Here is a 13,920-nt window from a genome sequence, read left to right as displayed (position 1 = left end):
ATGCCTGGCACCCTTACAGGCGCATTTCAATCGCTCGAATGCCTGGCACCCCAACGCAAGGCATACAATCGCACGGACGCCTGGCACCCTTACAGGCGGGCACCCTTGGCGGCTCGAATGCCTGGCACCCTTACACGGCAGCACCCGTACACGAGGGCACCCGTTCAGGGCGCAGGTTCAAGGGAGGGTGATCTGGAGTTGTTGCGAGTGTTCGGCGAGCGAGAGCGTAGGAGCGGAGGTTGGGACGCCATCCGACGAGATGCTCTCGAGGAAGCGAGTGATGTGGGGGGCCTGGGGGCAGCTGGTGGTTCCGGAGCAGAGGAGGGCCAGGTGAAGGCCCTGCGAGGGCGATGCTTCGATGGTCGAGACGATGAGACGCGCCGACTCCGGGGGGCGGCGAGCTTGAGGTGTTGAGCCGGTGGCGCTTGGAGAGGGCGTTGAGAGACTCTCGAGCATGTTGAGCGATTCGTTGAGGCGATCTTCGGGGATGAGGCCTGCGGGGAGGTTTTTGGCGAGTTGCAATGAGAGCGACGAGATACTCTGTGGGGTAAGGCCCACGGGGAGGTTGGGCTGGGAGGTCCAGGTGCCGTCGTAGTGCGCCAGGCGGATGTGGGTTCCCGACGCGTTCTGGCCGATGGTTCGCCAGCCCGAGAAGGTGTCGGGTGAGGGGGAAAAACCGAGTCCGCGGCCGCCCGTCAGCGCAGTTTGCAAGGATTGCAGTTCAGTAGCGAGTTGAGGAAGGTCGCCTGCGATTGAGGTCAGCGAGAGGGGAGAGGCGTCGGGGAGGAGCTCGTCGATGAAGTTATGAAGGGCCTGCGAGGGGCGTTGCGCGCGAGCAGGTGAGTAGGGTTGGGCGAGGATGAGGATGTCGGGGTGTGGGGCGGCGCTCTGGTGAGAGATCAGGGTGAGGCCGGTGCGTTGGGACCAGGACCAGTCGGGGCTGTGGGGGAGTTCGCCTGAGAGTGAGGCTCCCAGGGGGATGCGGATGCGCGAGTGGGCGGCCGGGGAGGGATCGGGAGCGTCGGCCAGCTGACGGAAACGCTCCTCGCTGGTGGTGAGGTCGGTCCCGAGCGCTGCCGTGGCATCCGTCTGGGGAAAGATCCGGGAGAGGTCGAGGCGCGGGGCGGGAAGCTCTCGGGGACCCTCGGGGGGGGCGCAGGCGACCAGGCAGAGAGCCGCAGTCGTGAAGACGGAGAGCAGGTGAGAGGTCTTCATACGCGATCGCCGTTGTGGATATGGTTTTGAAGCCAGATCAGCGCGCCTTGAAGGGCGCTGGATGCTTCTTCATCGGAGAGGGGGGCGTCCCAGTCGTCGTGTGCGTTGAGCAGCGCGTGGGGGGAGGGGAGGTTGGCCAGGAGGCTCCAGGCCAGGCGCAGCAGGAGGGAGACGCCATCGCGTTCGATCGAACGGCTGGCACCGTTACCGTCGCTGTGAAGGTCGATGAAGAAGATCGCGTCGGTGGTGGTGAGGAGGTGGTCCTGGGGGAGGTCCGATTCGGGGATATCGGTGGCGACGCTGAGCGCTGTGGTGATGGCGTTATCGGCGCCGCGATAGACCAGCGGGATGATCACGCGCAGGGCTGCGGCAAGCAGACGCGCGGAGGCCAGGCTCAGGCAGGCGTCAGCCTCCAGGTTGGGGAAGATTCCTAAGGCGCGGGTGCGCATTCTGGGGGGCGGCTCGTCGTCGGGGCGCGGGTAGATGCGCTCGCGGATGCTGGCAGATTCGGGTGCCAGGCGTCGGGTCGCCCGATGGTGGAGGCGACATTGTACCGGGAAGTGCGCCAGGCCCAGGGGCTGCTCGCCCAGAAAATGTCGCTCGGGGGTAAAGCCTCGGTCGGGCTCGGCGATGAGGTCGACGTGGATGCGTCGAACAGGCGCGGTGCGGTCGTCCCCGAGGTAAGGTTCGACGATGATGTCGCCGACGTTAAAGGCGCCCTGAGCCGCGCTGTCGTCGGCGTACGCTACGACGACGTGGCGGCCGTGCACCGATTCGAAGATGCGGCCCGGGTAGTAGAGGAAGCGCGCGCTGTGAGCGTCGACGCGTCCGAGCTCGATGAGCGTGGTCCGCTCGCGCAGGCAGACGTGGTGCGGGGAGGCGACTTCGACCTGGGTGACCGGGGTGGGGAGCGAGGCGTCGGTGGAGGCGTGTTCCGGGGTGATTGAGGATTCCAGGGCGCGTACGTAGAGACGTTGCTCGTAGGTCCGGGTGGTCTGGGAGATGGCGGTGCGGGGATCGAGCAGAAGTTCGCCGCGACGCGCCAGGGTTCGAAGGAGGGGGGCGATGTCGTTGCCGAAGACTTCGAGCAGAGGGGCGACTTCGGTGGTGTGCTGGGTGAGTTCGCTGGCGAGGTGGCGTCGGGTGAGTTCGCCGGCGGGGGGGCGTAAAAAGGGGCGAGGCAGGGTGGTGAGGATGTGGGGATCGACGCGTGGTGTGGGGCGATCGAGGTGATCGAGATCGGGTGCCAGGCGTTCGGACGCGGGGAGATGATCGAGTGCCAGGCGTTCGATCGGATCGATGATGGTGATCAGGGCGACGGGGTTGGTCGGTGCGACCTTGCCGGGGGCTTCGGACTCGGGGAGCGGTTGCGGTGGGAGCAGGGCGCCGGCGCGCTGTAAGGCGTTGAGCTGGCGCGTCACGCTGGTGGCGTGACCTTCGATGAAGACGACGCGGGCGCGGAGGGGATCGTCGACGTGGTGGAGGGGCTCTTCGCGCAGCGGAAGGGTGGCGCGGCCTAAGTGGGTGCGGTCGTCGCCGGCGGTGCGCCAGTGCCAGGGGACGGCGCAGGCTTCGCAGGCCGCGATGATGTCGAAGGCCGAGAGGGGAGTCCCCTCGGTGGAGGTGAAGGCGTCGAGGTCGTAGATGAGGTGCTGGTCGGGAGCAGATGTGGTGTCGGGGGAGTCCTCGGAGGCGTGTGCCGCCGCGGTGCCAGGCGTTGGGGCAGACGGTGATGACGGGGTGCCAGGCGTTGCGACGTCTTGATTCTGGGGGGGAAGCGTGAAGATCCGGGGGGCCGCGTCGACGCCGCAGAGGGCGCGGGCGAAGGTGGGGAGGTTGTCCATGGTCTCGGTGGCGAGCATCAAAAAGATCGGTGCCAGGCGTTCGTCGGCATCGTCGGAGCGACGAAGCGCGCGAAGGCGCAGGTCGAGGCGGCGCATGGCGAGCTGCGTGTGGACTTCGACCGGGCCGCAGAAGGTGTGAAGATCGTCGACGACGATAAGTCCCAGGTTGGTGAGCAGGGGGCGGAAGGTCTCAATGTCGGCCAGGATGGCGGTGGTGAGTTCGTGGAGATCGCAGACGAGCACGTCAGGGATGATGCCGGTGGCCAGATCTTCGACGAGGTGGCTGTCGATGCGTCGAGTGCGCAGGTTCCAGCGCAGGGTGGAGGGGGTGAGCAGGTTGCGCAGGTGCTCGGCGGTGTGACCGGCGCGTGCGTCGTCGCGTACGATAAAGAGGGTGCTGCGGGTGTGGGTCAGGGCGTTGTTGAGGGCGGCGAGCATGCCGAGGGTGGACTTGCCGGCGCCTTCGGGGGCGATGACCAGTTGGTTGCGGTGTCGCAGTCGGGAGCTGGTCGGGGTGGCGCGTTGTCCCAGGCCTAAGGTTCGGGTGTCGGCCGGGGGATCGAGGTGCACAAAGGAGCTGTGGGAGAGGTGGGTGAGGACGTCGTGTTGCATGGCGGTGAGGCGGGCCGGCGCCGGAAGAAGTTCGGTGAGCAGCGGGGAGATGAGCGCGTCGGCGTCTTCAGCGAGCGAGCGCAAGTCGAGGCCGGGCAGGGGGCGGGCCGGCCGGGCCAGGGGAGGTTGGCTCAGGTTGCGGGTGGATTGCAGGTGGTCGAGGACATCGAGCCAGTCTGTCTGGGGGGAGCGTTCGGGGGCGCCGGGCTTTGTATCTTCGAGGCGTGTGTCGGGTCGGTAGAGGCCTTTAAGGGTGAGGTGCAGGCTCCAGGCGCTAAGCGCGACAAGTGCCAGGGCAAAAGAGGAGGCGTTGACCCTGTAGGGTTCTGCGCCCAGGGCGCTAAAGGAGATGACGAGAAGGGGGGCGGCGGCCAGAGGGAGCCAGCGCGCCCAGGTGGTGAAGGAGGCGTCGAGGTCATGCAGGGAGGAAGCGGCGAAGTAGGTACGCCACGATGTAAGGGTGCCAGGCGCTCGAACACGGTCGATGAGGTTGAGGCCGATGTCGTCCCAGTGGGTCAGGCGGACGATGCGGGCCAAGCTCCACCAGAGCATAAGCCAGAAGGAGGTGGTGATCAGGGTGGCGAGCCAGGGGTAGGTATCCAGCGGCAGAAAAGGGGCGAGTTCGGGGCGGTGTCCGATGGCCAGGTAGGACCAGAGGGGGAAGTGGGCGGGCACGTCGAGCTGCCAGCGCAGAAGGGGGGTGAGGGCCAGGGAGAGCAGGAAGATCGCGGCGGTGATGAGCATCGCCCAGAGGTAACTCGGTCCTAAGGTGGGGACGAGGATAGGCGGGGGTTCGGGGGGAGGGGCGCTCTGTGTGGCGGCGTTGGAGCGGAAGATGTTGAGGAGGGCGCGGAGCAGGCGTGCGGGCAGGGTAACGATCCAGATCACGACGCGCAGGGCGATGCCGGGCAGGGTGTGGCGAAGCTCCAGGATAAGGGGGTTGATGCGGGTCTCGGGGGCGCGGTCGAGGGTGCGGTTGAGCTCCGACTGCATGGAGCGTGCGGTGGCGAGGAGCGTCACCACGAGAGCGACGAGAACGAAGGCGACCTGGAGGGGAGAGGATGAAGAGAGGGCGTCCAGGGTGAAGGCCAGCGCGCGCCAGGCCAGCTCGTTGAGCAACGAGAGCAGGGCGCGGATGTCGGTGAGGAGAGCGATGATGGTCATGAGTTGTTCTCCTCGTCGGACGTGGTGCTGGAGGATCGGGTGCCAGGCGTCCGCGCAGACGATGAGGCGTCCGAAGACGATCGGGTGCCAGGCGTTCGATCCGAAGAAGCGGCGTCGAATGATCGGGTGCCAGGCGTTCGATCCGAAGAAGCGGCGTCGGATGATCGGGTGCCAGGCGTTCGATCCGAAGAAGCGGCGTCGAATGATCGGGTGCCAGGCGTTCGATCCGAAGAAGCGGCGTCGGATGATCGGGTGCCAGGCGTTCGATCCGAAGAAGCGGCATCCGACGATCGGGTGCCAGGCGATGTGACGGGGGCAACTGCGCGATGCCGGGCGGCGATGGTCAGGGGGGGGCGCTGCCAGGGGGTGGCGGGGTCGGGGAGCTCAAGGCGATCGAAGAAGGACTCCTGGCGGCGCAGGTTTTTGATGCTGCGGGCGTTGATGCCCTGGACCAGCGAGAGCAGAAAGGCGGTGTTGGGAAGGATCGGGGCCTCGATGATGTCGAGGGTCTCGGTGGTGGGAGGGGCGTCGGGGGAGATGCGGGCGCGGTCGAGGGCGGGACGAAGCTGCGGGTGGATGAGCAGAGAGGCGTCGGCGAGTTTGCGCTGGCCGGAGGTGTCGAACCCTTCGTAGCCGACAAATCGTGCGCCGAAGCCAAGCGAGGCGTAGTGGTGTGAGACAAAGCGCGCCAGGTTGAGACCCACTGAGAGCTCGAAGGCCGGCTGGGCACCGACGGGGGTGGTGAGCAGTTCGCCGAAGTAGTCGCGGCCAAAGCTCAAGATGTGCTCGGTGCTGGCGAGGCAGGCCTGCTCGCGCCAGCGGTGAAAGCCGCCGGCGGTGGCGAGGAAGGCGGGGAGGCAGGCGTCGACGTCGGCCAGGGCCGGGAAGTGGCGGTGGTAGTGCTCCAGGAGGTGCTCGGGTGCCAGCAGCGTGTGTTGACGGGCGGCGCCAGCCTGTGCCGGGTTGAGCGCGAAGATCTTTTGGGCGTCGTCACTCAGGCGCTCCGAGGCCATGGCGAGGTCGGGGGGGGCGGGGCGGGCGCCGAGGGATTCGGCGTGCTGTTGGAGGCGGCGCTCCTGAAGTTCGACGCTCTGGATGAGGCGGAAGGCCAGGTTGCGGTCGGAGTCGACGCGCTCGTGGAGGTGATCGGCGACGTTGCGGGTGCTCAACGCGTGGCTTAAATCCAGGCGAGCCGCGAAGAAGGAGTGGATCGATGGGGAGCCGTGAAGCGGGTTGGAGGAGGCGCCGGCGACGACGTCGCGCAGGGCGCTGCTCAAGGCCTCGATGGCGTCGTGGACGGTGTTGAGGTGTTTACGCAGGTGGGCGCGCAGGATGAGGGCCAGGGGGAGCACGATCAGCAGTCCGCCCACCAGCCAGCCGCCCGGGCCGAGGAAGGGTTCGAAGAGGTTGGGCTGCTGGTGAAGGTTCAGCGCGCGGGCTGTGGCGTGGGCCAGGGGGGCGCCCAGGGCGGGGGCCATGATGGCCCAGGTGATCAGCCCTAAGCGCAGCGGGTTGAGGTCGGGCTTTTTATTGGCGGCCTCGATCAGATCCTGTCTGGCGAGGGCGATGGGCGTGGGGTCGGGGAGGTTATGCTTGAGGCAGATCTCCTGGGCGCCGACGCGCTGGCGCTCGGCCTCGTCGAGGAGGTTGCGGGAGTTCTGGTGAAGAAGGTTAAAGCCGGCCAGGGCGCGTGCGAGTCCACCGTCGGAGGCGCGCTCCTCGATGAGGCGGTCGGCGTTTTTTCGGCTCAAGGTGAGCGCGTCGCTCAGGTGCAGGTTGGCGTTCTGGCGCAGGGCGTTGACCATCAGGTCCATATCACCGCGCTGACGGGTGAGGGCGTGCCAGGCGTTGTGCACCTGCTGAAAGAGGTGATCTTCAAATGCCTCATCGAAACGCGCGCAGAGCTCCTCGGAGGTTGTGGATTTATGGACGTGCAGGCGGTCGTCGACGTCGGCGCAGAGGCGCGAGGCGGTCTGAGAGGTCAGGTGCGCGAGTTTTTCGCGGGCCGGGTCGAGCAGGGCGCGGGGCGGGGGGAGGACCGGGTCGAGGCGATCGTCGGTGTCGGCGCCCGCGGCAGCGTTTGCCGAGGATGGCGCGCGCAGGCGACGCAGAGACTCGCGCGCCAGGCGATTGGCGAGGTAGTCGCGGGCGCGCTCGGCGGGGAAGTTGATCTGGACGCAGCTGAAGGTGGCGAAGAGGTCGTGATCGTCGAAGCCCTGGGCGGTGTGGCGCAGCCAGGGGTCTTTGCCGAGTTCGTTGCGGATCTGCAGAGAGATGAAGTCGTGGGTCTGGCGGATGGCGTCGTCGAGGCCGAGCACGGCGCTGGCGGTGACGCGGCTGTTGATGAAGATCTGGGGGATGCAGCGGTGGGCCGGGGGGACGGATTCGACCCAGCGGCGCAGATCGTGCACCGATTTGAGGATGGCGGCTTCTTCGGTGATGTTGGCCCGGGGGTGTTCGCCGCCGAAGGCGTCGGCGGGGTGGGGCGTCCAGATGATGGGGACGATGGCCAGGGTGCGATCGAAGCCCTGTCGGCTGGTGTCGAGAAGCGGGCCGTAGGCGCGGATGAGCTCCTGGTGGATGGCTCGCAAGACCGGGCGCAGGGCGCGGCGGGTGAAGGGCTCTTTGGCGTCGGCGACCAGGTAGACGGTCAGGCGCGGGGGCTGGCGGGTGGTGCGCTGGCGGTAGCTTGCGAGGTGGTCGAAGCTCAACAGGTGGCGTGCTTCCTGGTTGACGATGCTTCGCAACGGGGTCAGTCGCGCCTCCCCGCTGAGATCGTCGGGGCGGAGGGAGAGGGTGCGCAGGAGGGGGCGCTCACCGAGCTCATCGAGGCCGAAGTTCAGTCCCAGGGCGCGCAGGCGTTGCAGCAGCGGTCTCTCCAGGGAGGAGCGAGCGTCTTCGGTGTCGACGATGGCCTGTCGGAGTGCGGAGGAGGGTGTGAGGGGCAGGGTGGGGCCATCGACCCAGCGGTCGGGGCGGTGGGAGACGCGGGGCAGCGGGGAGTCGTCGGCGTGTCGGGTCAGGGGGGTGACGACGAGCTCGGCCAGAAGCTCCAGGCATTGCTCGGCGGAGGCTTCGGCGTTGAGGCGTCGGCGCTCCTGGAGGGAGAGTAGCGGGTCTTCGTGGCGCTCCTGTTGAAGATCGAGCCAGATGCGCAGAAGGCCGCGGTTGAGAAGTTCGCCCAGCTCCTTTAAGGCGTCGGCGGTGGCGTCGTGGTCGAATCCGGGGGAGGCGTCGTGATCGAAGAGTCCCAGGCGAAAGGGGCTTACGTCGAGGGGGAGGAACTCGATGGTCTCCAGGGTGTCGAGCTCGCTTGCGACCCAGCCGGTGGTTTCCCAGTCGATGCTCAGCAGGCGTGTGGGGGCGAGGGGGGAGGTCAGGTCGCCGGGCACCGGGCAGAAGTTGGGGGGGATGGTGATGGGATGTGGGGTGCCGTCGGGGGATTCGGGCGGGGTGGCGAGGTGGGCTTGCAGGGCGGGGTGGAGATCGTCTTCGTGCGTCCAGTCCGGGGTCGGAGTAAGGCGGAGGGCAGAAGGGGTGCCAGGCGCTCGATCATGTTCGGATCGGGTGCCAGGCGTACGATCATGTTCGGATCGGGTGCCAGGCGCTCGATCATGTTCGGATCGGGTGCCAGGCGCTCGATCATGTTCGGATCGGGTGCCAGGCGCTCGATCATGTTCGGATCGGGTGCCGGATCGGGTGCCAGGCGTACGATCATGTTCGGATCGGGTGCCAGGCGTTCGATCATGGCTGATGTGGGGTGTGAGCCAGGCCCAGGGGGATGGGTCACGGCCCTGAGCGTAAGCACGGGCGCGGGCGATGAGGTTGAGAAGCAGGCGCGGGCTCTGGCCGTGGAGGACGCGTTCGACAATGGGCGTGAGGAAGAGGTCGACTTCGGGGTCGCGGCTTGCCAGTCGGTGGAGGCGTTCGACGGCGCGGCGAGGGTCGGAGTCGAGCGGGAGCCACTCGAAGAAGCGCTTGCGGCGGGTTGTGTGGCTGTGGCCTGTCTCAATAGGGCCGCGATCTCGAGGGATGGCGAGTTGGTAGGAGCCGTCGCGGAAACGGATGAGCCCCAGGGATCGAATGATCGCAAAGTGCAGGGTAAGGGTGGGAAGATCGTCGTTGCCGGCGAGCAGGGCGATTCTGGCGTGACGAGTTTCGGGGTGGCGCCAGCGCAGATCGTCAACCTCGGTGTTGGGGAGGATGGAGAGCAGTCGCAGGTTCTTGACCGAGGTGTCGTCGGCAGCGGTGCGTGAGAGCCAGCGCCAGTCCTGGCCAAGCTCTTCGAGAAGGGCCAGGCCGACGCGACCGACACCGACCACGAGCGTGGGGTTGGGGTAGAGGTTGGGTGTGGCGGGGCGGTCGGGCATGGGGAGGAGTTCCTGCGCGATAAAGATAGGAAATCAGGAGATCAGAGTTTCGATCGGGTGCGCCATCGATCGGGTGCCAGGCGTTCGATCGAAATTCACGGCATGATCGGGTGCCAGGCGTTCGATCGAAATTCACCATGATCGGGTGCCAGGCGTTCGATCGAAATTCACCATGATCGGGTGCCAGGCACCCGATCGAAATCCATGATCGGGTGCCAGGCGTTCGATCGGGGGCATCACTCCTGTTCGTCGAGGGCAGCAGAGGTCTGGGTGCCAGGCGTTCGCTCCGGCGAGGGTTCGGGGGCCGAGGTGCCGATGCGTAGCGACTCAAGGGTGTTGTGAAGCTCGTCATCGCCCAGGGGGCGAAAAAGGGAGCGGAAGGAGGGGGGCACCGAGGTGGAGCGCTCGGGTTGCTCCATCGATTGCCAGCCCTGCTGGAAGCCGCGCAGGATCTCCACGCTCTGGCGCAGGTTCTCGCCGGCCTGGGCGGGGGTGAGACCGGCGGCGTTGGCGCTGGCGTCGCCGCCCAGGGTGAGGCGCTCGGTCTCGATGTTGCGCAGGTGCTCGAGCAGGCCGTCGAGGGCTTCGCGCAGGCGGTTGAAGGCGTCGGTGAAGTCGCTGAGTTTGAGTTGTTGCAGCGCGGAGGGGGCGGTGCCGTACTGGGTGCGCAATTCGTCGCGGTTTTTGCGCCACTGGAAGGGGAGTTTGACGATCTGCTGGAGGACGGCCGGTGCCATGCCCTCGCGCACCGCGGTGAGGAGCTGGAGGTAGGGGAGGTACTTGACGCGCTCGGCGTCGAGGGCTGCGGGCAGGGCGTTGATGGCGGGTGCCAGGCGATCGCCCAGGGGCTTGAAGCCCGCGGAGCTGTCGGAGCCGGTGTTCTGCAGCGAGGCGGGGTTTTGCGGGTCGCGCAGAAGGTAGGTGCCGTCGCGAAGGACGATGTAGCCCTGGTTGGTCAGGGGATCTTTGAGCGTCCAGAGCGCGGCGAAGTTGACGATGTTCGCGCGCATCTGCTCCTGGCGATGCTGCTCCTGGGCGGTGTCAGGGTCGAGATCGGGGAGGGTCTCCTCCCAGGACCGGTCGATGTGCAGGATCTTGGAGCGCTTGGAGAGGTTTTTGAAGCGGTAGTAGTGGTCTTTCATCTCGCTCATACGACCGAAGACGTAGAGCGGGACGTTGAGCACGGCGCGGTAGAAGACGATCTGGCGGGGGTTGTGCCAGCCCTGCTTGACCCAGCGCATGCCGCCGAGGTTGGCGCCGTCGAGGGCGCGCTCGACGGTGGTGTCGTGGAAGGATTCGTCGATGGCGGCCAGAAACACGTGGTTGGGGCGCACGCCGCCGTGCTGATCGCGGGACTCGTCGTAGCTGACGAGGAGGTCTGCGCGTTCGTTGACGACGCGGCGGATCTTGTCGCGCAGGTAATCCTGGTGGATGGCCTCATTGAGATCGAGGCGGCGCTCGGCGGGCTGGGCGCGGTAGCGTGCGACGACCTCGGTGATGGCGGCATCTTTGCGCTGCTGGATCTCTTCAAGGTTGCTCATGTAAAGAGCGCGGTAGACGACCTCGAGCTCCAGGGCCTGGGCCAGGGTGAGGCCGTCGCGGCGGGCCGGGTCGGCGATTTTGGGGTCGCCGCAGAGGGTGCGGGTGAGGTGGTTGTGGGCCAGGCCCTTGAGGGCGTCGAAGAGCTGGTTGAGCGTGGCGGTGGTGGAGCCGGAGCCGCGCAGGCTCAAGTCGCGCACCGTGCCGCTTAAGCGTTGCTGGATGCGGGGGTTGCTCATGGCGAGCTCAGGCATCGGGGCGACGCGGTCGGCGTAGAAGAAGTCCCACATGCGGCGGCCGTTCTCGATCTGGAAGGCCTCGGCGTCGAGCACAAACTGGTTGGTGGAGTGATCGCCCTGCTCGCGAAGACGCTCCAGCTGGCGGGTCTGGTCGCGCTCAAAGTCATCGAAGCCCTGCTCAAGCACGCGCAGGATACGCAGGGATTCGGCGAGTTTGTCGCGAAGGGCGGTGCGCTGCTCGATGAAGTGGGTGAGGAGCTCGTGGGTGGCGCGTTCGATGGCCTGGTCGATGAGACGACGGATGAGATCGGGGGCATCTTTTTCTTTGATCTTTTCGTCGTCATCGACCCCGTCGAGCTCAAAAGGCGTGGGGGCGGGGGGCTGGCGCATCTCGGTGCGCAGCTCGTCGCGCATCGCCAGGACGGCGAAGCGTTTGGCGGCCAGGCTGACGTCTTCGGTGTCGGAGGCCAGGAAGTTGAGCTCCAGGAGCTCCTCTAAGCCGGGGAAGGCGATGCCGTGCTGGGTGTAGCCCTGGTCGAGGACGCGTTGGCCGCGGCGTTTGAGGTCTTCGGACCAGTAGAGGGCGCGGCCGACGAGATCGCGGGCCAGGGTGTTGCGCTCGATGGAGACTTCGGCCTCGAGCTCTTCGCTGGCGGCCTCAAGGGCGCGGCGGGCTGCAGCGAGGAGACCGGGCTGAGCGCCGGCTTTGGGGCCGCAGAGGGCTTCTAAGGTCAGCGCTCCGATCGAGAAGTTCATGCCGCGGTCGGCGAGCTGCTCGCGGTCGGGGGTGAGGCGCTCGGGATCGAGGGCCCAGGTGGCGTTCTCGCGCGGGACCTCGCCCAGACGATGGCCGTGGCGGAAGATGGCCATGAATCTGCCGAATTCGCCGGCGTCGGCCTCACAGCGGGCCAGAAGTCGCACGCGTTTCTGGAAGAGGCGGTCGCGTAGAAGATGTCGGATGCCTTCTTCTTTTTTGACAAAGTCGGCCATCTTCACGGGGCGAGCGTCTTCGTCGTCGTCGCGTTCGGTGACTTCGTAGAAGGGCTCCGGATGGGAGCGCAGGCTGTTGTAGAGGGGATCGGCGGGGATGGCGCCCAAAAAGCTCTGCCGCATGATGTTAAGGGCGGCGGCCCGGGAGCAGTACTCGGCCAGTCCGTCGGTGGGCACGAGCAGCACCGCCGATCCGTAGGAGCCGTAAAAACTGGAAAAGCCGGGGATGCCCTTGGCCTCGAAGTCGTGGGGGACGAGGAAGCGCTGGTGCTGGGTGTAGTTGTCGTAGTCGCCGGCCTGGACGGCAAAGAGTGGCGAGAAGAGCTGGAGGTAGAGGCCGTCGGCGGCCGCATCGACGGGGCGGTCGACCGAGAAGCTCTCGGGCTTGTCGATGAGGTAGAGAAACTCGAAGGGTTTCTCGCGGACGGCGCGCTTGGAGGTGTCGGAGGGATCGTAGTGGAACTCGATGCCGTCGGAGGGGAAGAAGGAGGACTCGGGGGAGCCGAGCTTCATCAGGTGCTCGACCTCTTTGAGCGCCGCATAGGAGTTGGCGAAGGTGCCGTCTTTGTTGGCGCCGGTTTTGTCTTCAAAGACCGCCGGGAGCACGCAGACGCCGAGCATGTTGGGTTTACCCAGGGCGCGGGCGTGATCGCGGAGCATGTAGGCCAGGGGCAAAAAGGATCCGGAGCCGGTGCCGCCGGCGATCGAGAAGCAGAGGACGATGCGAATCTCGGAGGTGTCCAGGCGGCGGTGACCGTGCTCGTGGCGTTTGAGCGACTCGAGCAGGCGGCGGAAGCGGGGCACCAGATCGCCGTGCTTCATCTGGTAGTAGGAGCCCAGGCGCGATTCGATGCGGATTTGCCCTGCGCCGGCGGTGTCTCCGGCGCGGAAGCGGTAATCTTTAGGGACCCACTGCGTGAAATACTCGTCAGCCTCTAAGAAGAGTTTGCCGCTGGCGAGGTTGGCGTAGGCTTCTTTCTCAAAGTCGCTGATCAGGAAGGATTCATCGGCGTCTTCGCGATGAAGCTCCAGATCGTTGATGTTGGTGTCGATGAGGGCGAACTTGGTCAGGTCCTTGTAGCGCTCGGCGTAGTCGGGGCGTGACTTGAGATGCCGCGCGACGCGCATGACGATCTGGCAGCCGCAGCCGCCCAGGCCCACAAAGAGGGTGGGGCAGACGTTGCTGGGGCGAGTGAGGAGTTCGTCGACTACGAGGTTTTGACGGTTCGCCATCGTGGGAGGCCTTCTGGGAGGCAAGGGGAAGAGTGCCAGGCGATCGCGCTGGTGGCGTTCGCAGGCAAGGGGGTCCCCTCGCGGGAGCAGCGAGGTCCGTCCGTGGGTTGGCGAGAGGTCATCCGTGACGTCTCGGGTGTGAAGTGAGGGGAGTATCGGGGAAGGGGGCGGGTGGGGGCAAGATTATTTCGGATCGTGAGGAGATGATCGGGTGCCAGGGGTTCGATCGTGGAGTTTGTGATCGGGTGCCAGGGGTTCGATCGTGGAGTTTGTGATCGGGTGCCAGGGGTTCGAGCATGCTCGAGTGCCAGGCATTCGCTCGAAGAGATGGCGGTCGTGAAGGAGAAGATCGGGTGCCAGGGGTTCGATCGTGGAGGAGAAGATCGGGTGCGAGGAGAAGATCGGGTGCCAGGGGTTCGATCGTGGGGGGTTCGATCATGTTCGGATCGGGTGCTGGTGATCGGGTGCAAGATCGGGTGCCAGGGGTTCGATCGAAGAGATGGCGCTCGTGAGAGGATGAACGGGTGCCAGGCATTCGATCGAAGAGCTGGCGATCGTGAAGGAGAAGATCGGGTGCCTGATGTTCGGGTGCCAGGGGTTCGATCGTGAGGCTGGTGGGGGGACGTCTGGCCATCAGATAAATGACTGATGATTCATTCAGAGTGAAACGTTCGTGCTGACTGAAGGGTCATTTTATGTATGGAGTGAATTTAA

The 13,920-nt window shown here is 66.2% G+C and carries 4 protein-coding genes; all 4 read right to left on the bottom strand.

The annotated features are described in order from the left end of the window. Positions 1–177 precede the first annotated feature (177 nt). The 4 genes from FRC96_RS19390 to FRC96_RS19375 all read right to left on the bottom strand — a co-directional run bounded on the left by FRC96_RS19390 (position 178) and on the right by FRC96_RS19375 (position 13,206). Positions 178–1,215, bottom strand: coding sequence for a hypothetical protein (locus FRC96_RS19390; RefSeq protein ID WP_146977009.1), 1,038 nt, complete (start codon positions 1,213–1,215; stop codon positions 178–180). Then, positions 1,212–4,835: a DEAD/DEAH box helicase gene (locus FRC96_RS19385; RefSeq protein WP_146977007.1), complete on the bottom strand. Its 3,624-nt coding sequence runs from the start codon at positions 4,833–4,835 to the stop codon at positions 1,212–1,214. The genes FRC96_RS19390 and FRC96_RS19385 overlap by 4 nt, the downstream gene beginning before the upstream one ends. Continuing rightward, positions 4,832–9,205 (bottom strand): hypothetical protein, encoded by a 4,374-nt coding sequence (locus tag FRC96_RS19380; protein WP_146977006.1) that lies wholly within the window; start codon positions 9,203–9,205, stop codon positions 4,832–4,834. The genes FRC96_RS19385 and FRC96_RS19380 overlap by 4 nt, the downstream gene beginning before the upstream one ends. A 236-nt stretch (positions 9,206–9,441) precedes the next feature. Continuing rightward, entirely contained in the window at positions 9,442–13,206 is a 3,765-nt protein-coding gene (locus FRC96_RS19375; RefSeq protein ID WP_146977004.1) for a tubulin-like doman-containing protein, read from the bottom strand. Between the last annotated feature and the right edge of the window lie 714 nt (positions 13,207–13,920).

This window comes from Lujinxingia vulgaris, assembly GCF_007997005.1.
Taxonomy (GTDB): Bacteria; Myxococcota_A; Bradymonadia; order Bradymonadales; family Bradymonadaceae; genus Lujinxingia.
This window is presented reverse-complemented; position numbering and strand designations above follow the sequence as displayed.

Excerpts from the sequence above, each read along its gene's own strand:
- FRC96_RS19390 (WP_146977009.1), bottom strand. The coding sequence starts at position 1,215 with ATGAAGACCTCTCACCTGCTCTCCGTCTTCACGACTGCGGCTCTCTGC.
- FRC96_RS19385 (WP_146977007.1), bottom strand. The coding sequence starts at position 4,835 with ATGACCATCATCGCTCTCCTCACCGACATCCGCGCCCTGCTCTCGTTG.
- FRC96_RS19380 (WP_146977006.1), bottom strand. The coding sequence starts at position 9,205 with ATGCCCGACCGCCCCGCCACACCCAACCTCTACCCCAACCCCACGCTC.
- FRC96_RS19375 (WP_146977004.1), bottom strand. The coding sequence starts at position 13,206 with ATGGCGAACCGTCAAAACCTCGTAGTCGACGAACTCCTCACTCGCCCC.